The sequence below is a fragment of the Burkholderia sp. Ax-1724 genome (genome assembly GCF_011752995.1).
In the GTDB taxonomy this organism is placed as follows: Bacteria; Pseudomonadota; Gammaproteobacteria; order Burkholderiales; family Burkholderiaceae; genus Paraburkholderia.
The window spans coordinates 1-19,171 of sequence record NZ_VWWL01000043.1; the positions used below are offsets into that span (position 1 = coordinate 1).

Consider the following 19,171-nt stretch of genomic DNA (forward strand, 5'->3'; position numbering starts at 1 on the left):
TTACGGCGTCAGGGATACGCCGCCGGATCCCGAAGCCGCAGCGTTCGAACGGACCCGGGCGTCATGCCGCCCGCGTTCTCCACAATCCCCCGTCGCGCAGTCTTCAGTGCTGCCCAGCCCGCTGTGCCGACAAATCGCGATCTAGCGCAATCCGATGACTTCTTGGTGACAATCCAGCCATCGCGATCCGGCAATGCGACGCCAGAAGCGCGGGCGTCAACCTTCTTTCAATTGGTCACGCTATGCTCACGTATTCCTCCCGGAAAGCCGGCGCTGAGTGACCTATGAAATCTGATCTGCTATTACAAACCTACGGCGCGGACCTGACCGGCATGGTCTGCGGGTTCCGCTTTACGCCAACGCATGCTGGCCAGCCGCTCGACGCGGACGAAGTCATCGCATGGTGTCGCGAGCATAAAGCGGACACGGCCGTGAAAGAGGGAGAGGGAAGCGACGAATTCCTGTGGCTGCATTTCAATCTCGCGCACAGCGCAAGCGAACGCTGGATGAGGTCACAACTCGATTTGCCGGAAACGTTCTTCGACGCATTGCGCGAAGGCTCGCATTCGACGCGGATCGAACATGCGGACGGCGCATTGCGCGCGGTCGTGAACGACGTCATATTCAACCTCGAATTCATTCCATCTGAAATCGCGACCCTCTGGATCTACGTGCATAAGCGCATCATCGTCACGGCTCGCCTCAAGCCGCTGCGTTCGATCGACCGCTTGCGCGCGTCCGTGCGCGACGGCGAGATATTCAGATCGGCCGTGGAGTTGCTGGTGCATCTGATGCGCGACCAGGCCGACCTGCTCGTGCAGATCGTCCGGCGTACCAGTGCCGACGTCGATCGGATCGAAGATCGCTTCCTGTTGCAACGTCCGACGCAAAATCGGCTCGACCTCGGCGCGATGCGCCGCACGCTGACGCGTTTGCAACGCATGCTCGCACCGGAGCCCGGTGCGATTTTCCGTCTGTTGGCAAGGCCGCCGCGCTGGCTTCATCCGGAAGACGTGCAGGACCTGCGCGAATCGACGGAAGAGTTTTCGGTCGTTCTCTCGGATGTGGCAGGTTTAATCGAGCGGGTCAGGCTGCTGCAGGAGGAAATCACCTCGCGTCTCGACGCGCAGAACAACCGCACGCTGTTCACGCTGACGCTCGTCACGGTGCTGGCGATGCCGATCAATATCGTCGCGGGCTTCTTCGGTATGAACGTCGGTGGCGTTCCGCTCGCCGAGAACAAGAATGGCTTCTGGGTGATGGTGCTGCTGGTCGCGGGCTTTACCGGCCTCGCTGGCTGGTGGGTATTTCGCCGAAGAAGAGAGCGTTAAAGAAGGGCGCGTTGAAGGAACGTGGCGCTAAAAGGAGCGTTGCCGCACGCGGCAGGTTCGGCCCGTTTTCACGGAGACCAACCCAACCGTGGCGATTCGAACTGAAACGCCGGAGTACATCGAGCAACGAAATATGATTATAGGGACGTGGCTACCTCGCATTTATGTTTGTGGGGGAAATGTTCGGGGTAACTGATGGGGCGGAGGGGAGGTATGGCGGGATGGCCGGGAAAGTTCTAAACGATGTCTATCAGGAAGAGCTCGATGAGTTCATGCGCTGGATGAAGAGAAGAAGTATGAGGTGACAACACCGTTGCTGATTGTTTTGTTCGTGCTATTCATCGGTTCGGGTGTAAGAGGCGTATCCACGAGGCCAGGTGCAACAGCATTCACACGGATATCCGGGGCGAGCGAAAGGGCACGCAGGCGGGTCACGTGGTTGAGTGCTGCCTTGGTCGCGGCATAAGGAATGGATGCACCTTTTGGCCGGACCCCGGCATTCGATCGGCTACACCGAAAGACCATTACTGACTCAAGCCCGGGTCGGCAGCCACGCACGGTTTGCTAAGATCGCTGCTCTCAAGTTGGGATCGATCATAGATGACAAACGACCGGCCGCTTTGGGTCGCTACACCCATTACCCCGGAACTGTTGCGCGGCGGCGCCGAATTGGAACAAACCAGCCGCGGACTCATACTGCACCGCCTGTCCGCTCGGGCTCGCGCTCAGTGTACAGATCCTCAACTGGCGATGGCAGAGTCGCAGCCGTCGGGTGTGCGACTGGTGTTCCGCACCCAGGCGACGGTTATTGAAATCGATGTGCTCCCGACGCGGTACATCTATGCCGGCGTCCCGCCCAGGCCGGTCGGCGTGTATGACCTGCTCGTCGATGGTCAACTGGTCCGCCAGGGCAGCGCAGTCGGCGGAGACGTCATCACGATCGACATGGCCGCCGGTACGGCTTCGAAACAGCCAGGTCCCGTCGGCACCGTCCGCTTCACCGGTCTGCCGGGCCACGACAAGCAAGTCGAGATATGGCTGCCGCACAACGAAACCACGGAGCTCGTTGCGTTGCGTACCGACGCCCGCATCGGCCTTGATGCGGATCACGGTCGAAAGGTCTGGCTGCACCACGGCAGCTCCATCAGCCAGGGTTCCAATGGCGACAGCCCCACCGCGATCTGGCCTGCGCTCGCCGCCTCGCGTGGTGGCGTGGAGCTCATTAATCTCGGCTTCGGCGGCGGCGCTTTACTCGACCCCTTCACGGCTCGGGCGATGCGAGGCACCCCGGCCAACCTGGTTAGCGTGAAAATCGGCATCAACCTCGTCAACACGGATTTGATGCGTTTGCGTGCCTTTACGCCAGCGGTTCATGGCTTTCTCGACACAATCCGCGAGGGCCATCCGACCACGCCGCTACTCGTCATTTCGCCCCTCTACTGCCCTATTCACGAGGACACGCCTGGCCCCGGCGCATTCGACCAAAGTGCGCTGGCGGCAGGAAAGGTATCGTTTCGCGCGACAGGCGACCCTGCCGAGCGTAAGGCTGGCAAGCTGACGTTGACCGTCATCCGGGGAGAATTACGGCGCATTGTGCAGCAGCGAGCCGCGGACGATCCGCACCTGCACTATCTCGATGGACTAGACCTGTACGGCCCACAGGATTTCGTCGATCTGCCGCTTCCCGACCAACTCCACCCGGATGGCCGCGCGCATCGACGCATTGGCGAGCGGTTCGCCGAGTTTGCATTCGGCTCCGATGGACCCTTCTGCGTCGAGCGCCTGGAGCTATAGGGCGAGGCAATATTTCCGGAAGCGAACATTCGAGCGGAACGCGTGAGTGTCGCTTCACGGCCGAAGCCGGTCCTGATGTCGAACTGCGAAATGCCGCTCCCGACCAACCCGCCACACCCGCTTTCCCCTCACCCAAACCATTCCAAAACCGACGATCACGCCCAGCGTAATCTTTACCGCCGTGATCGCGTCCCCAAAAGCCACGCCCGAATTCATCCCAAAGCCAGGAACGAGCAACGCCATAGCCGCCCCGTAGGCAGCGCCTTCGCGCGAAAACATGCCTGACGTCCATCGCTCTTTAGACGTTCGTCGCGTCAGACACAGAAGGTGCGGAAAAAGTAACCTCTACCTGTCTATTCGTCAGAAAAATAAGCCTATTTCTTACCGGCCTCTAATCTCTCGTCCATTCGTTGCCGACATCCAGGAATGTATTGCCTGGAAAGGGGCAGAGAAAGAGGTAAATACTACTGAATCACCATCGCTTATTCCTTTTGGCGAATTTGGGCAAAGTCGCTCGCTTGCTGCGCCAACGCAGACCAGGTGAGCGTCGCTCCGGTAATCGAAATCCTTCCGACAAGCAGATCGATAGAACACGCGGCGCCTTGATAAACGTCTGGGCGCCGCCGCCAGATCGTGCCGTACCCGGTTGATCAGTATGCCGAATTAAAAGGTTCATTTGCATTCGGTCGCACGTGTGATTCGTGTGACCCGAGCGCGTACCTACTGAATTTTGCCGGGTCTCCCGGCTGCGGATTATTTCTGTGATCAATCGACGACAATTCCTCGGCTGCCTGACGGCGGCTGCAAGCAGTTATGTACTGGTGGCGTGTGGCGGTGGGGGTGACGACGCCCCCGAGCCTGGCGGCGGCACCAGTGCGGCCAAGGCCCAGACAAAGGCTGGGGCAACGGCGAGCCTTTCTCCCTCGATCAACGGTACGACAACGCCGCCAGCGGCGTCCATTGTCGACTCTGGCGGCAATGTGTGGACGCTCTCCAGCGGGTATATCTACAGGAACGGAACCAAGGATGCCGGCTCGTACAACGTCACTACGCTGCTGTGGTATAGCGGCAGCGTCTACCAGGAAAACACGAGCGGGGCTTTCTATCAGTGGACGGGATCGGGGTGGGTGGCCTCTCTCGATCCGCGCCTCGGGGGCACGTCGGTGGACGGCACGGTCATTCCGTCCGCGTCTTACATCATCGACAAGTCCAACAACGTCTGGACCGTTTCGAACGGCTATATCTACAGGAACAAGATCCAGGACCCGTACTCCTACAACGTCAGCCTGCTGTTGTGGTACGGCGGCCTGATTTTCCAGCGCGGAACGGGCGGGCAGTTCTATGTTCTGACCTGCAACGGCAACTGGCTGCCGTGCGCGGACCCGCGTATCGCCGTGACGGCAACGCCGGGTGCGTTCTACGGCGTGAACGGACACTACGATTATCCGTTCTCGCCCGCGCAGGTCGTCAGCGCATTGCGCTCGCTCGGGTGTACGACGTATCGCATCGGTTGCGTCAACACGCCGGCCCAGTTGAACCCCGTGATCGCCATGGCCAGCGCTTTCCAGGCCGCCGGGTTGACGCTTTTTACCCTCGTCAATTACGGGCTGCGCGACGTCAACAATGTTCTGTACACGAGTGAAGCGGCGGCCTATCAGGCTTCATTCGCAGGGGCCGCGGCAATTGCCACGGCGCTCGCGCCGTATGGCGTCACGATGTACGAATGCGGCAATGAACTGACGCGCGACCCGGCGATCATCCTGAACCCGGCCACGGCCGGCACCGGCCGTGGCGACTTCAACAATGCGAACTGGCCGATCATGCGCGGTGTCATGCGCGGCATGATCGACGGTATCAAGTCCGTGCAGCCGCACGCGAAGTGCGGCATCAACTTCTGCGTGGCGGATATCGCCGCTTCCGACATGCTCTGGGACGGTATGCAGCCGGATGGCTCGGGCGGTTACCCCCAGGTGCGCTGGGACACCACGACCTGGCACAACTATCAGGTGTATGGCGATATCTTCAATGTCGGCACGGACGGCGCCGGTCCGGGTTTCAATCTGCCGGTCTATTGCAAAGCACGCTATGGGGTGCCGTTCATGATCTCCGAATGGAACGCCAATCCTGAGCAAACCGAAACTTTCCGGGCAAGCTACGTCAGTCAGCAACTCGGCGAGTTTTATGCGGCCCGCAAGACGGTTGCGATGCAGTCGGTGATGTACTACGAATTGACGAGCGGTGACGAGACGTATGGCATCGTGACGAACAACCTGGTGCCGATCCAGCCGACTTACGGTGCGTTCAAGAGTTTTGTCGCGGCGCATCCCGACACCTGAGCCATTGCGGATACCCGAGCCGGCATTCACGATGGCGTCCGCGGCGAACACTGCGGACGCAAATCATGGCCCGGATGACCACGGCTTTTTGCTTCTGCGGGTGGCACACAAATACGACAACGCCTACGCCACTCGCAGACCCCATAACACATCGAGTACGTGTTGCGTGGAACGCTCGACGTACCCCGCGCGATGCGCGATGCCTAGCCGACGCCACAACGCGGGGCGCAGCGGACGCATGACAATGCGCTTGTCGGGTAACGGCGTGGTGGCCTCATGGGGCAGTAGTGCCGCGCCGTAACCCGCCGCGACCAGACTCTTGATCGCGTCGTTGTAGTTGAGCTGAATACGCGGCGCCGGATGGTGCCCGGCGGCCGCGAACCATTCCGCCGTCAGACGCGAGAGGCGCGTGGTCGCGTCATTGAGAATGAGCGGCTGGGCAGCGAGCCATTCGGGTGTGACGCGGGCCGGACACCGCCAATGCGCCGGCACGAAGGCCATTACGGGGTCGCGGCGCCACGGCTTTATCACGAGTCCAGCCACGGGGGGCTGAGGCAGGGCGACCAGCCCGACATCCAGCGTTCCATCCGCCAGTCGCGATAGCGTTTCTTGCGAAGTCAGTACGGCCACCTGAACGTCGATGGCGGGATGGTGTTGACGCAGCACCTCAAGCGCTTGCGGCAGCAGATGCGCGATCGCGCCTGTCGACGCACCGAGCCGCGCGCGTCCTTCGAGTCCCTGCACCTGGCGTTGAATATCGTCCAAGGCCTGTTCCGCATCGGCCAGCAGCCGACGCGCGCGCTCCACCAGCACCTCGCCGATTGCCGAGGGCTTGACCTGTCCGCGCTTTCGCGACAGAAGCGGTGCCCCAATGCGGTTTTCGAGTTCGGCGATGTGGAGGCTGACCGTTGGCGGCGCCAGGTGCAATGCACGCGCCGCATCGGCGAATGAGCCACGCTCGGTAATGGCGATCAGAGTGCGCAGGCGGTCCAGGCTGATCTCTCGCATGTTCTCGTCCTAATTCAGAAAAGCTGAATATTCACGTTATGAAATTCAACTTTCTCTATTCTAGCGGTGCATGGAATATAGGGGCTTGTTCTGGCCTGTTACGACCTATAACGGCCTATAAAAACCTATAGCCAGCGGAGTATTTCACGTATGAGCTCTCCTGTTGTTTTCATCGACGGCGACCAGGGCACCACCGGGTTGCAAATCCACGAACGGCTGCGCCACCGGACCGACCTTGGACTGTTCACGCTCGCCGAAGCGGAGCGCAAAGATCCGCGGCGTCGCGCGGAAGCCATCAACGCCTGCGATATCGCCATCCTCTGTTTGCCCGACGACGCCGCGCGCGAGACCGTGCAGGCCATCGTCAATCCCGCCGTCAGGGTTATCGACGCCAGTTCCGCGCACCGCACACAGCCGGACTGGACCTACGGTTTTGCGGAAATGACGCAGGGACAGGCTGAGCGCATTGCGAACGCACGTCGGGTCACTAATCCCGGCTGCTATCCGACCGGTGCGATCGGCTTGCTGCGTCCTCTGTTGCAGGCCGGGCTCATACCCGGCAACTACCCGGTCAGCATTCATGCGGTGTCCGGCTACTCCGGACGTGGGCGTGCCGGCGTGGAAGAGCATGAGGGGCAGGGGGCCGCCGGCGCGCCCGCATACCAGGTGTATGGCCTGGAACTCGCGCACAAGCACACGCCTGAGATTCAGCAGCACGCCGGGCTCGCGCAGCGTCCCATTTTCGTCCCCGCGTATGGTGCGTTCCGTCAGGGCATCGTGCTGACAGTACCTCTGGCGTTGCGGCTGCTTGCCCCCGACGTGGATGGCGCCACGTTGCACGCATGCCTCGCGCGCCACTATGCCGAGGCGGCTCATGTACAGGTCTTGCCGTTGCACGAATCGTGCGCTTTGAAGCATCTGGATCCGCAAGCGTTGAACGGTACGAACGACATGCGTTTAAGCGTGTTTCCCAACATGGAACACGGGCACGTCCTGCTGTCCGCTGTTTTCGATAATCTCGGCAAGGGCGCGTCCGGCGCCGTGGTTCAGAACCTGGACCTGATGCTCGCGCGGCAATAGGGGCTGGTGATTGGAATTAACGTTCGAGCCACACGCCTCTGCCAACAATGGTTGTCTATCTGGTCGTGGCTGGCGAATGCTTCATATTCGCCGGCTGACGCGATTGCATATGGTCAGGATGACTGTGCTTCGAGCAGTGCTTTAAGTTTGTTCAAGTCACGCACGACCCATTGCGCGTCGGCGGCAAATTTGTCGTCACTCATACCGGGTACACGGAAGAGCGTGAACTGTACTTCGCTTCCCGTACCGTTTGCGATGATCCGCATGGGTATGTAAATCTCGCTGCCGTCGGGAAGTTCGACATAATGATCGAGTACACCGTACTCGTTGGGTTCGGTGAAGCGGATCTTCGCGAGACCATTCTCGCCTTCGAAGTGCCACACGTTTCCTTCGTTGCCGAGGGGCTTGCCGAGACCCGATGCCCAGCGCGCGAACGAGGCGGGCCATGCCGTGAAGTCATAGACGTCCTTCAGGCTTCGCTGGATCGTGATGCTGATTATTTTCGATTCGGCGGTTGGCATCGTAAGGCGCTCCGAAGTGGGACGAAGTTGAGTAGATAGGCAGCGGGGGGCGGCGGACTTGCCGTGACTGCCCGCCGATTGTCGGCGATTCGGCGATGCATGTCGAACGGCCTTTCCTGGCCGAGGCCGGTCCGATCCCCGTGGCCGCGCAACTTCGTGCGTGCTCCATATAACGAACAAAAATATGCCCCCGGCGAGCAGTATTTGTGATTTGATACCGCTGCAACAGGGCAAATATGCTTTTGCTTCAGTGACAGACTGCTTTCGTTAGAATCTACGTCAGATTCTATTCTTCATCTTTTACCGGAGGCGAACGTGCCAGGTTTACTTCCCCATGTCGACCCCGATGGGCTCCTCGAATATTCCGTGGTTTACACCGACCGGTCGATCAATCATATGTCGCAACGCTTTCAGGGCGTCATGCGGGATATTTCCGGTTCCCTGAAAAAAGTCTACAACGCGAAGTCGGCCGTGATCGTTCCCGGCAGCGGGACTTTCGGCATGGAAGCCGTTGCCCGGCAGTTCGCGACGAACAGGAAGTGTCTGGTTGTCCGCAATGGCTGGTTCAGTTTCCGCTGGTCGCAGATTTTCGACATGGGCGGTATTCCGTCCGAATCGACGGTGCTGAAGGCGCGTCCCGTCGAACAGGGACGGCAGGCCGGCTATGCACCGGCGCCAATCGAAGAAGTGGTCGCCGCAATCAGGGAGCACAAGCCGGACCTGGTCTTTGCGCCGCACGTCGAAACTGCATCCGGCATGATGCTTCCCGATGCCTGGTTGCGCGCGGTGTCCGACGCCGTGCATGCCGTCGGCGGCATGTTCGTACTGGATTGCATCGCTTCCGGGACGATCTGGGTCGACATGCAAGGGAGTGGCGTCGATATCCTGATCAGCGCGCCGCAAAAGGGATGGAGCGCGTCACCCTGTTGCGCGCTGGTCATGCTGAGTCCTCTCGCCAGGGAAAGAATCGACGCGACAACCAGCACCAGTTTCGCCTGCGATCTTCGCAAATGGCTGCAGATCATGGAAGCCTACGAGAACGGCGGATTCGCGTACCACGCCACGATGCCCACAGACGGTCTCGCGACGTTGCGCGACGTGATGAAGGAAACCGAGGCATACGGTTTCGACAAGGTGAAAGCGGAGCAGATTGAACTCGGCAGGCGCATTCGCTCGCTCCTGACAGGCAAAGGTTTCAGAAGCGTGGCCGCCGAAGGCTTCCAGGCCCCGAGTGTCGTGGTCAGCTACACCGATGACGATGGCATACGATCCGGCAAGAAATTCGCCGATGCCGGCTTGCAGATCGCGCCCGGCGTTCCGCTTGAATGCGACGAGCCTGAAGATTTCAGAACCTTCCGCGTCGGATTATTCGGGCTGGACAAACTGCATGACGTCGAAGCTACGGTTGCCAGGTTCGCTAAGGCGTTGGACCGTATTCTTTAGTGTGTTTTTCCGGAGCGTGCGCGCATGGCGCGCGTCCGCACCGGAATCGTGGCTGATATGACGCGCGCGGCAATGCCTTGTCTTTACGGTGGCCGCGCTATTTCTCAGGCGGCTCTGTTTGCCACGACGTGTCTATTGCAAAGTTACTGCACCAGCCGAGGCATCATGATCGTCCCATAGTCGGGGCCGATGCCGTCCATCTGGCTGTTTTTGCAGTAGTTGGGGTCGTTGCCCATCTGAACGGTGATAACCGCGTTGGAGCCGCTGCCTGTTTCGTTGAGGATATGCAGGCACCCGAATGCGACTATCGGCAGCGTGCTCCCTTGTGCCCCCGTGACGTTACTCACCACCGCGACCGTCACCCAGGCACAACTACCGGCTGTACCCGCCGCGACCTGGCTGCAGGTTGCAACATTATGGAATGCATTGCTATTCAGGCCCGTTTCAATATAAATCGGTTGGCCGATAGACATCGGACTCGCATTTCCGCTCGTCATTAACCCGACAACGGAGCTGGAACCAATCTGCGCATTGGCAGAGGAGAGCGAGGTCCATTGCCCCGCGTCGCAATTGGCAGCCTGGTAAGATGCCCTGATCCCGAAGATGTACGGTTGCCCGACCGTCTGCACGATAGGCGTGCCATTGTTCGCCGCCTGGGGATCGGTTGTACTGGTCGCGAGTTTGGGCGAGTTGGTCGACGAATTCCAGTAGGAGTCGTAGAGGCATTGCGACATCACCAGCGGAAACAGCGCCCCAATCTCGGCCGTTCCCGGACTGGCCACGACCGCCGTCGCCGTCGCACTCGTATTCAGCGACTTGATGTTCAGTACCTGCGCCAGGTACACCGGAACGGACCCGTTGGAGTCGGTCCCGTCCTTGTGGACCGTCACCTGGACCGCCGGCACGATGTTTCCGCTCGCGACCGGCGAGGTTGCCTGCGAGACGCCGTTCGCAACATCGGTGACGTCCACATAGCCGGTACTGACATCCGACGATTGCAGTTGCGCGGCGGCTCCCTGGACGTTGTTCGAGGGGCCGAACGAAACAGCTTCGGTCTGCGAGTCGCTCCAATCCGGATTGGCGGCGTTCGCGTTGTTGCAACTGGAGTTGTTGGCTTGAGCGTATAGGCACTGGGCCCCGGCCAGTGCCGCGGCGTCGGCGGCCGTCTGAGCCTGAGCGCGGGCCAGCATCAGGTTGCCAATGTCGATCGCGAGCGCCGCGAAGCCGAGGAGTACGAGCAGCAGCAGGGCGAACATGATGGCCCCCACGCCCTTTTGCTTCCTGATCGATTTTGCGCGGCGCCGAGTATGCACGGCATGGACGTTACTCATGATGTTCGTCCTATTCGTTGTTCATCGTGGCCGTGGAGCTCAAGGTGATCGGTCCGGTTAGCGGGTTCACCAGGGCGCTGAGAACCAGCCCCGTGAACGTATAGGAAACCTTGACGGCCAATGCCGTGCCGAACCCACCGCCCGCGTTCGTCACCGAGACCGACGGCGTGGGCTTTTGCGCCGCAAACGAAATCAGGTACGAGGACGTATAGTTGGTCACGACGTTCGTGATGTCCGTCGTCGAGGGCCTCGGGTTCGTAAGCACGATGCCCGCTCGCGCGCCCTCTCGGGCCGCGTTGGTGATGATCGCCGTGTCGTACAGGACCAGGCCGAATTCGATGATGCCGAACACAACCAGCAGCAGGATCGGCAGGACGAGCGCGACCTCGATGGCAGCCACGCCTTTTTGCTTTTTTTTCAGGCTCATCATTTGACTCCGTGTGCGTTCACACAGCATTCACCGGCAGGACCTGCCACACTAAAGTAGGCGCTCTGCTCCGAACGCCGATTCGGTGGACGCGATCCCGGATTTCGCAAAGACGCGGCTAGTGCGAGGGAATCGAAATGGGAGTGACTGAACCGTCACGAGCCAACGCATATCGGGTTAACACCGATGACGTGGCCGGCCTGAAACAGAATGGAGTTGCGACGGTATGCTTCGCTTGATATCTCATAGTGCCCCCCGACGTTATGAGTCACGCCCTGTTTGGATTGCTGGGTATGAAGGGCGTGGGTAAGCCATCTCGTTGTAATTTTTGGCTTCCGTTTGTACGCAGAATAGGCGACGAATCGGGAGAGGGATGAGTGGTTCCGCACAGTTCTTCGACAATAAACTTTCGCGTGTCTGGTGTCCTTCGGGCGTGCCTCGTGGCCGGTTCAAAAAAAGCTGCTCTCTGCGCCCGCGGATGTTCCCGCAGGCGAGAGAGCAGCCAGGTTTGACGAAGCGCTTCGTGGACGTCGGCCCGATGTTCGATGCGAACGCGGAGCCGACGAAAATGATGAAGCCGCGGTGCTATCTATTCGATGACGAAAAGACGCTGCCGATGGTCAATCGATGGGATTGGACGGACTGTCGCCATCCGTCAGGACTTCCCATTGTATTTCGTGATCGGTGGGATTCTGGAAAGGAATGACGACGTTAGAGATATAAGTGTGCGTCGAGGGCAGTGCCATCCCCATACGATTTGCGTAGGCATTGTAGGCCCGCATCATCGTCGGCTTGGTGTCGTACTGGAATTGATCTGCCGGCGTGCCGCTGCTGCACAACGAGCCGAATAGTCCTCCTGGCGCGGTAACGAGATCATCGTTCTTGTGACCCGCACTTCCATTCAGCAAATTCGCATTGAATTCGAGTGCCGTGGTCAGACGGGAAGCTTCTGCCGCATAGAGATCCGTGCCTTGAATATAGGCGGTTTCCGCTGCGTTGAAGGTCGCGCCCATGCCGTATTGGGCGTGCCCGAGATCCCGACACGTTTCCTGCGTGACGCCGCTCACCACCGAATCGAATACCGTTTGACCATTCCAGAGCGAGAGGGTGGCCTGGCGGCAGGTCGGGCCGCAGGTATTGGTGGGCGAATTACCGCTCGGGCTGCCTGGGAACGTGACAGGCGCATTGCCGTCGAGCGACGCATTGTAGTAGTACGCGGGAATCCACTTTTTCCATTGCGCCACGGCGTCGTCAAACAATGCCCGGTCGTTGGTGAAAACCGCAATGTCGATCATTCCATCGATCATGGAGAGCTTCCAGTTGCCCTCTGTCGCATAGCCGTTGACGCCGTTGATATCCGGCAGATACTGCGTCTTCAGCATGGTCTCGAATGCCTGGGCGTCGGACTCGGACCACCCGCTATACGTGTATCGAATGATTTCGGCGGCTGCCGGAAAAACTTCCGCATTCCAGGCTGCTTCCAGTGGGCCATTGAATCCACTATGTCCGGCTGTCAGATTCTTTGCATAGAAGTTCAGGATCGACACCGTATTTTTTGCATAGGTCTCGTCTCCTGTGAAATACCACATCAACGCTTGGGCATAGGCGGCTGCCGCATCGGCTTTTTCCGCATTGCACCCGTGGTCAACGGATGACACGGCGCCACAGCTAATATTTCCGTCAGTCAGCGTACCTGCCACCGTGTAAGACGCCGAGGCCGACTGGCTGTTTTTCAATTTATTGAATTCATTGACGAACAGTGGATTATTGGCGGCAATTTGCGCCTTCACATAATCGAGCCGTGCCTTCGTTGTCAGAATCCCCGGATGTTTAAATGCCACGACGGCATCCGGCGGCGTGGTCGGGGCTGTGTCGCCCGAGTTGCCGGGCGTGCTGGCGGTGTCGCTGGGCGCCACCGAATTTCCTCCACCGCAGGCACTCAGCATGAGCAGCGCGGCACAGCAAAGCGGCATTTTTGATCGGATAATTCTCTGCAGCATATTTTCTCCATGAATCGTTTTGTTATACATATTTCGGACCATGCGGCTGCGCAATGAAGCGCATTGAGTCTCGGCCGCCGTCACGATCTGCTACGAGCCCGCCCAGCTATTCCTGGTGTCGGGCTCACCGCCCCGTTGTGCACGAGGGAACCGGGCCGTTGCGCTATCGGGCGCAAGCGCTCGGTTAACCTCGGCGTACCATTAGGTATCCTTTTTTATTTATCGGCAGTCAGGCGACGAGAAGCGTGCCGGTCATCTGGCGGTATCACGCGGTACTGATGCGCCAGTCCTGCAGTACGGCTAGCGCAATCTTTTGAATCTGACGGTCATGTCAGGGCTCTCTCAGGTCAATTGCTCGTCGGCGCTAATTAGCCAGGATCGATTATTGTTATCGGTTATATGATGACATAAATCCTACAAATAATTACGCTATGCGTACAGGTGGGGATTACCCGCATCCCGGACTGCACTGTGAATAACAGATTTTCGAAAGTGGTGACTGCGACGGTATCGTTGAGAATTCAAACGGTCGTTATGTTGTCTGATGAGAGATGACTATTGGGGCGGCCGATTATCAAATGCCCCGCGATCGTTGCCGCCAGATTCAACCCGCTATCGGCGGGCAGAATTTTGCCGGTCGAATAATCCGCTGCGACGAGCAGCGAAACCGCCTGCACGATGTTTTCCGGGCTAGCCGCCCAACGCATTGGCGCACGCTCTTTACATACTTAGGAGCGGCATTCGATGTAGAAAATTTGTTCTAGACAAATTATTCTACGTCCCGCCGCTCTACTCGTTGAGGTTTCGTCACGGCCAAGACCGCCGCTCCATCGAGGCCGACCGCGGCCGAGCTCGATCTCCTGCGGGTTCTATGGTCGATCGGGCCCGCCACCGTCAAGCAGGCTCATCAGGCCATGCAGGTCGAACGCACGGAGATCACCTATGCGACCGTATTGCGCCAGATGCAGGTCATGCATGCGAAGGGGTTGCTGACGCGTGACGAGAGCGAGCGCTCTCACGTCTACGCCCCGGCGCAGAGTCAGAACACGCTGCAAACCAGTCTGTTGAAGGAACTGATCCACAAGGCGTTTTCCGGATCGGGCAAGGCACTCGTGATGGCCGCCTTGCGCAAACACGTTACCCGGGCGGAACGCGACGAGATTCGCAAGTTTCTGCATGGAGACGAAAAGTGATGCCTCTTTCCTGGGTTCTCATTCAGGCTTTGAGGTGGGCGCTTCTGAATTCTGTCTGGACCTACCCGTGACTCACTCGATCACACGCCGAAAACTGTTGATTGAACTACCCCTGCTCGCTGGCATGGGCGTCGTACCCGCGCTGCGCGCGGCTGAATCGCCGATAGCCGACATCGAGCGCCGGTTTGGCGGCCGCTTCGGCGTGTTCGCCATCGACACGGGCTCGGGGCATACGCTGAGCCATCGCGCCGACGAACGCTTCCTGATGTGCAGCACATTCAAGGGGCTTCTCGCGGCGCAGATACTGTCGCGCGTCGATCGCGGCGAAGAGCGGCTCGAGCGCCTCGTCCACTATACGGAGAAGGACCTCATTTTCACGTCGCCCGTGACCAAGGCCAACGTCGCGCGCGGTGCGTTGCCGGTCGACACGCTCTGTCAGGCCATTCTGGAAGAGAGCGACAACACGGCCGCCATCCTGTTGATGAGAAGCGCCGGCGGCCGGCGAGATCGTCAAAGGCGTTGCGGATAGCGCGACCGATATCGGCATCGTCGCGGGCAACGTGCATGCCGGGCCTCTGGAGATGCTGCCGTATCGCGACGATCGCCTCGTGCTCGTCACGTCGCGCGACCATCCGCTTGCGAAGCGGGCGTCGGCCGATTTCTCGCAGGTGCTGAGCGCGAACTTCGTGAGCCTGCCCATGTCGAGCGCGATTCACGCGTTCATCATGAGCGCCGCCGATGCGCTCGGCGCGCGTCTCAAGTTGCGCATCCGGGCGCGCACGGACAGCCGTAGCCCGCCTCGCATTGGTCCACTAAAGTTTCCATCTGGAAACATTGCCATGCGCGGCTGACCAACAATCCTCACGGAAACCCCTTCTTGCTGCCATAAAAACCCGCGTGTATAGTTTCCGAACTTACTCTTGTTTCGTATCGGAAATAAAAAGGGGTTCATATGGACGCGTCCACCATCCTCGCCGATCTCGGCATTGTCCACGCGGCGCAAGCAGGCGACATCGCGGTTCATTCGCCGATTACGGGCGAGCTGATCGGCCGCGTGGCCAGCAACACGGCGGCCGAAGTCGATGCGGCGCTCGCCCGGGCGAACGACGCCTTCGCCGCGTGGCGCAACGTGCCCGCGCCGCGTCGCGGCGAGCTGGTGCGGCTGCTCGGCAGGCGTCTGCGCGAGCGCAAGCAGGCGCTCGGCGCGCTTGTCTCGCTCGAAACCGGCAAGATCCTGCAGGAAGGCATGGGCGAAGTGCAGGAAATGATCGACATCTGCGATTTCGCGGTCGGTCTGTCGCGCCAGCTGTACGGCCTGACGATCGCGTCCGAGCGGCCCGGTCACCGGATGGCGGAATCGTGGCATCCGCTTGGCACCTGCGTCGTGATCTCGGCGTTCAATTTTCCGGTGGCGGTGTGGTCGTGGAATGCGGCGCTCGCGCTCGTGTGCGGCAACGCGCTGATCTGGAAGCCGTCGGAAAAGACGCCGCTCACGGCGCTGGCCGTGAGCCGCATTCTCGACGACGCGCTCGAGGAATTCGGCGACGCGCCGGCCGGTCTCGCCGCGCTCGTCAACGGTGGCCGCGAGGTGGGCGAAAAGCTCGTGGCCGATCCGCGCGCGTCGCTCGTCAGCGCGACGGGCAGCACGGAAATGGGCCGCAAGGTCGGCGTCGAAGTGGCGAAACGCTTCGGCCGCGCGCTGCTCGAACTCGGCGGCAACAACGCGGGTATCGTCACGCAAACGGCCGACCACGAACTCGCGCTGCGCGGCATCCTGTTCTCGGCGGTCGGCACGGCCGGACAGCGTTGCACGACGCTGCGGCGTCTGTTCGTGCATGACAGCGTGTACGACAAGACCGTCGAGCGGCTCAAGCAGTTGTATAGCCGCGTGCCGATCGGCAACCCGCTCGACAAGGGCACGCTGATGGGGCCGCTGATCGACCGCCAGGCGTTCGAGCGCATGCAGGAAGCGCTGCGGCAGGCGCGGGCCGAGGGTGGCGCAGTGTCCGGCGGCGAGCGCGTCGACGTGAAGGGTTATGAGGGCGGCTACTACGTGCGGCCGGCGATCGTCGAGATGCCCGCGCAAACGGCGGTCGTGCTGAAGGAAACCTTCGCGCCGATTCTCTACGTGCTGCGCTACAGCGATTTCGCCGCTGCTGTCGACGCGAACAATGCCGCGCATCACGGTCTGTCGTCGTGCGTGTTCACGAACGATCTGCGCGAGGCGGAACGTTTCCTGTCCGCGTCGGGCAGCGATTGCGGCATCGCCAACGTCAATATCGGGCCGAGCGGCGCGGAGATCGGCGGCTCGTTTGGCGGCGAGAAGGAAACCGGCGGTGGCCGCGAGTCGGGCTCGGATGCGTGGAAGGCTTATATGCGTCGCGCGACCAATACCGTCAATTACTCGTCGGCGTTGCCGCTGGCGCAGGGTATCGACTTCAGCCTCGACTGAATAAGTGCCCGAAAAAATGAAACGCGCGCTTGAGTTGTTTTGAGTTCGGTAATAAATCTTTAAACCATAGCGAAGCGGCGTGGCATGAAATAACCCGGCGAGCATAGCGTGTGCGGCCGGGTTTTTTATGCGCAGGCCCGCTTGACGGGAAATAAAAATCGGCCCCATGCCGAAATATTTTTCATTGGCAATCGACCGTGCGCAACTGATGGTTAAATGCCAACAGCATGCGGGTTTTATTCAAAGATATCGGTTATCATCGCCCGGCATCAATATCCGCTGCCGCAGGTTTCCAATTCCGCGCGGCATCGGCGTTAATAGCGTCGCGTCGAACCAGAAGAAGAAATCAGATGAAGATCTCGCGAAAAAAGCTGGTAATCCTGAGCGTCGGTCTTCTGGTCGTGGCCGGCATCATCGTGCAGGCGGTATGGCGTCCGTTCGCGCATCGCAAGGCCGCGCAAAACAACGCCGTCGTCCTCGATATTCACCATCCCGATGCAGTGATCGACAGCGAAGCGCTGTCGCGTCTGCCGCGCGACATCGTGCGCGTGCCGTTGCTGCACGACGTGCTCACGCAAGATTTCGTCGACTACTACGAAGCGGACCCGACGCGCCTGTCCGCCGAAGGCGCGCTGCGGCGTCTCGCGTTCGAGCATCAACTGGACTGGCGCGACGAACTGCTGCGCCGCGTATTCGACGAACCCGCGCATGTGCTGCTGTGGCGCTCGCCCGATGGCCGGCTCGGCAACTGGGTGATGTCGATCCATCGCAATGGCCTCGCGAAGCTGCTGCAAGGGCTCGGCAATGTCGCCGCAAGCGACGCGCAACTGAGCCAGGTCGCGAAGCTCCCGGGCGACGTGCCGGTCTATGCGCTGAAGCTCGCGGTCGGCCGCACGCTGCTGTTCGCGGCGAAGGACGATCGGCTCGTCGTGCTGTCGGCGCCCGGCTTGCTGCTCGACGAAAAGGGCGGCCTGATCGGCGAGCGCGCCGATGCGGTGTCGGAGATGTTGTCGTCGGGGCGCGACGAGGCGGCGCGCGCATACCGGCTCGATAGCTCGGGCGATGCAGCGGGTGACACAACGGGCGACGCAACGAAGGGCCATCGGATCGTCGTCTCGGCCAATTACCTGTCGTTCGGTTATCAGGCGTTTTTCTCCGGCATCGACGCGTTGCGCTTCGACTTCGCGCCGGATGCCTCGTCGAACGGCAACGGCGCCACGGCATGGAAAACCTGGGCGCTGATCGATCCCGACAAGCTGCCGCAGAAATGGAACAGCGCGGACCTGTGGCGCGTGCTGCCGGCCAATCCGGCGGCTTGCGCGAGCTTGCCGGCCGACTGGAGCGATGCGGCGGCGCTGCTCGCGAAGGTCACCGACGGCGGCGCGCAGGGCACGGCCGCGCTCGGCGAGCAGCTGGCGGGGCCCGCGGCGGTTTGCTGGTACGCGAAGTCGACGCTGCTCGCGCCGGTGTTCGTGGCCCGCGTGAAGTCGCAGGACGCGGCCGGCAGCGTCGCCTTGAAGACCGCGCTCGGCAAGACCTTCGGCGACGTGATCGGCGCGTACGAAGCGAAGGCCGCCGCCGCAGATGGCGCGGCGGCGGGCTATCGTCGTCTGCCGGTCACGATGCGCGAGCAGGGCGCCGACGTTGTCGTGTGGCAGCGGCCGGTCAGTGCGCGATCGGGCACCGCATTGAGCAGCAAGGCATCGTTCGCGGCGCAGTTGTCGGCGGAGCGTTATTTCCCGGTGACGCTCGCGCTCGCGCATGGTTACGTGATCTTCTCGCCGGACGGCCGCCTCGTCGACGACACGCTTGCGGTGCTCGACAAGCGCTACCCCGCGCTCGCCGATACGCTCGCGCCGCAGCGTCTGCCGCGCACGATTCTGACGCTGACGCCGTCGTCCGCCGCCGCGCTGATCGAGCGCGAGGCCGGCGCCGCGTTGCCACCCGATCAGGAGGCGGTGTTCCGCAACGCGTCGCGCACGCATCTGGTGCCGAAGCTGCATGCGCTCGCGCACTATCCGCCCGTGTCGCTGACCTTGCCGCAGAGCTTGCCGGGTTCGGCGGGCTGGGTGCCGGTGGAGTGGTGGTTCGATCGCGCGCAGGGCGATGCCGGTGCGCATGCCGCAACGGACGGCGCGCCGGCAGCGCCGGCGGATCAACCCGGCGCCGGGGCCGACTGACGTGGGCCGGGTTCGCTCGCAGACCGTGGCCGTGCCGCCGGGCACGGCGCATCATCGGTTCTGGCCTGCGCGGAT

General features: G+C 60.9%; 15 protein-coding genes and 2 pseudogenes. 10 read left to right on the forward strand and 7 right to left on the reverse strand.

What is annotated here, in order from left to right; translation table 11 throughout:
* The first annotated feature begins 284 nt into the window (after window positions 1–284).
* Entirely contained in the window at window positions 285–1,331 is a 1,047-nt protein-coding gene (locus F3J19_RS31520; protein WP_167050303.1) for a transporter, read from the forward strand.
* Window positions 1,332–1,682: 351 nt separating this feature from the next.
* Here F3J19_RS31520 and F3J19_RS31525 read toward each other — a convergent pair.
* Window positions 1,683–1,835 (reverse strand): annotated as a pseudogene (locus F3J19_RS31525) (SDR family NAD(P)-dependent oxidoreductase); the annotation flags it as partial.
* 96 nt (window positions 1,836–1,931) lie between these two features.
* On the opposite strand from F3J19_RS31525, the gene F3J19_RS31530 reads away from it, so the two are divergent.
* Together F3J19_RS31530 and F3J19_RS31535 are read left to right on the forward strand one after the other, a co-directional pair.
* Window positions 1,932–3,125 (forward strand): GDSL-type esterase/lipase family protein, encoded by a 1,194-nt coding sequence (locus F3J19_RS31530; RefSeq protein ID WP_167050305.1) that lies wholly within the window; start codon window positions 1,932–1,934, stop codon window positions 3,123–3,125.
* Window positions 3,126–4,105: 980 nt separating this feature from the next.
* A complete protein-coding gene (locus tag F3J19_RS31535) occupies window positions 4,106–5,461 on the forward strand; it encodes a hypothetical protein (protein ID WP_345891079.1) in 1,356 nt (451 codons plus the stop codon).
* A gap of 123 nt (window positions 5,462–5,584) precedes the next feature.
* Here the strand turns inward: F3J19_RS31535 and F3J19_RS31540 are convergent, their stop codons facing one another.
* Window positions 5,585–6,469, reverse strand: a complete 885-nt coding sequence (locus F3J19_RS31540) for a LysR family transcriptional regulator (protein WP_167050309.1) — start codon at window positions 6,467–6,469, stop codon at window positions 5,585–5,587.
* Window positions 6,470–6,619: 150 nt separating this feature from the next.
* On the opposite strand from F3J19_RS31540, the gene argC reads away from it, so the two are divergent.
* Window positions 6,620–7,549 carry an N-acetyl-gamma-glutamyl-phosphate reductase gene (gene argC / locus F3J19_RS31545; protein ID WP_167050312.1) on the forward strand — a complete coding sequence of 310 codons (930 nt, stop codon included), beginning with the start codon at window positions 6,620–6,622 and terminating at the stop codon, window positions 7,547–7,549.
* A 113-nt stretch (window positions 7,550–7,662) separates the two neighbouring features.
* Here argC and F3J19_RS31550 read toward each other — a convergent pair whose 3' ends face one another.
* The gene (locus tag F3J19_RS31550) at window positions 7,663–8,070 is read right to left on the reverse strand and encodes an SRPBCC family protein (RefSeq protein WP_167050314.1); all 408 of its coding nucleotides are present in this window, start codon (window positions 8,068–8,070) and stop codon (window positions 7,663–7,665) included.
* A 315-nt stretch (window positions 8,071–8,385) separates the two neighbouring features.
* On the opposite strand from F3J19_RS31550, the gene F3J19_RS31555 reads away from it, so the two are divergent.
* Window positions 8,386–9,513, forward strand: coding sequence for an aminotransferase class V-fold PLP-dependent enzyme (locus F3J19_RS31555; RefSeq protein WP_167050316.1), 1,128 nt, complete (start codon window positions 8,386–8,388; stop codon window positions 9,511–9,513).
* 143 nt (window positions 9,514–9,656) lie between these two features.
* Here F3J19_RS31555 and F3J19_RS31560 read toward each other — a convergent pair whose 3' ends face one another.
* From F3J19_RS31560 to F3J19_RS32465, 4 genes are all read right to left on the reverse strand, one after another.
* Complete coding sequence (locus F3J19_RS31560; RefSeq protein WP_167050318.1) at window positions 9,657–10,844, reverse strand: pilus assembly protein TadG-related protein; 1,188 nt, start codon at window positions 10,842–10,844, stop codon at window positions 9,657–9,659.
* 10 nt (window positions 10,845–10,854) lie between these two features.
* Window positions 10,855–11,244: a TadE family protein gene (locus tag F3J19_RS31565; RefSeq protein ID WP_345891080.1), complete on the reverse strand. Its 390-nt coding sequence runs from the start codon at window positions 11,242–11,244 to the stop codon at window positions 10,855–10,857.
* 647 nt (window positions 11,245–11,891) lie between these two features.
* The gene (locus F3J19_RS31570; RefSeq protein WP_167050322.1) at window positions 11,892–13,271 is read right to left on the reverse strand and encodes an alginate lyase family protein; all 1,380 of its coding nucleotides are present in this window, start codon (window positions 13,269–13,271) and stop codon (window positions 11,892–11,894) included.
* Between the two features lie 521 nt (window positions 13,272–13,792).
* The gene (locus tag F3J19_RS32465; RefSeq protein WP_205193426.1) at window positions 13,793–13,978 is read right to left on the reverse strand and encodes a hypothetical protein; all 186 of its coding nucleotides are present in this window, start codon (window positions 13,976–13,978) and stop codon (window positions 13,793–13,795) included.
* A gap of 123 nt (window positions 13,979–14,101) precedes the next feature.
* Here F3J19_RS32465 and F3J19_RS31580 point away from each other — a divergent pair.
* The 5 genes and pseudogenes from F3J19_RS31580 to F3J19_RS31600 form a co-directional block, all read left to right on the forward strand.
* Window positions 14,102–14,464: pseudogene (locus F3J19_RS31580) on the forward strand (BlaI/MecI/CopY family transcriptional regulator); the annotation flags it as partial.
* On the forward strand, window positions 14,448–14,993 hold the full coding sequence (locus F3J19_RS31585) for a serine hydrolase (RefSeq protein ID WP_240159385.1): 546 nt from the start codon (window positions 14,448–14,450) through the stop codon (window positions 14,991–14,993). The pseudogene F3J19_RS31580 and the gene F3J19_RS31585, both read left to right, overlap by 17 nt.
* Before the next feature lie 31 nt (window positions 14,994–15,024).
* Entirely contained in the window at window positions 15,025–15,315 is a 291-nt protein-coding gene (locus F3J19_RS31590; protein ID WP_345891081.1) for a LysR substrate-binding domain-containing protein, read from the forward strand.
* Between the two features lie 101 nt (window positions 15,316–15,416).
* On the forward strand, window positions 15,417–16,916 hold the full coding sequence (locus F3J19_RS31595) for an aldehyde dehydrogenase family protein (protein ID WP_167050324.1): 1,500 nt from the start codon (window positions 15,417–15,419) through the stop codon (window positions 16,914–16,916).
* A 350-nt stretch (window positions 16,917–17,266) separates the two neighbouring features.
* On the forward strand, window positions 17,267–19,096 hold the full coding sequence (locus F3J19_RS31600) for a DUF2138 domain-containing protein (RefSeq protein WP_167050326.1): 1,830 nt from the start codon (window positions 17,267–17,269) through the stop codon (window positions 19,094–19,096).
* The last annotated feature ends 75 nt before the right edge of the window (window positions 19,097–19,171 follow it).

Bases quoted from the DNA above. Each gene is read 5' to 3' on its own strand.
- F3J19_RS31520 (WP_167050303.1), top strand. From the start codon at position 285: ATGAAATCTGATCTGCTATTACAAACCTACGGCGCGGACCTGACCGGC.
- F3J19_RS31530 (WP_167050305.1), top strand. From the start codon at position 1,932: ATGACAAACGACCGGCCGCTTTGGGTCGCTACACCCATTACCCCGGAA.
- F3J19_RS31540 (WP_167050309.1), bottom strand. From the start codon at position 6,469: ATGCGAGAGATCAGCCTGGACCGCCTGCGCACTCTGATCGCCATTACC.
- argC (WP_167050312.1), top strand. From the start codon at position 6,620: ATGAGCTCTCCTGTTGTTTTCATCGACGGCGACCAGGGCACCACCGGG.
- F3J19_RS31550 (WP_167050314.1), bottom strand. From the start codon at position 8,070: ATGCCAACCGCCGAATCGAAAATAATCAGCATCACGATCCAGCGAAGC.
- F3J19_RS31560 (WP_167050318.1), bottom strand. From the start codon at position 10,844: ATGAGTAACGTCCATGCCGTGCATACTCGGCGCCGCGCAAAATCGATC.
- F3J19_RS31570 (WP_167050322.1), bottom strand. From the start codon at position 13,271: ATGCTGCAGAGAATTATCCGATCAAAAATGCCGCTTTGCTGTGCCGCG.
- F3J19_RS32465 (WP_205193426.1), bottom strand. From the start codon at position 13,978: ATGCGTTGGGCGGCTAGCCCGGAAAACATCGTGCAGGCGGTTTCGCTG.
- F3J19_RS31585 (WP_240159385.1), top strand. From the start codon at position 14,448: ATGGAGACGAAAAGTGATGCCTCTTTCCTGGGTTCTCATTCAGGCTTT.
- F3J19_RS31595 (WP_167050324.1), top strand. From the start codon at position 15,417: ATGGACGCGTCCACCATCCTCGCCGATCTCGGCATTGTCCACGCGGCG.
- F3J19_RS31600 (WP_167050326.1), top strand. From the start codon at position 17,267: ATGAAGATCTCGCGAAAAAAGCTGGTAATCCTGAGCGTCGGTCTTCTG.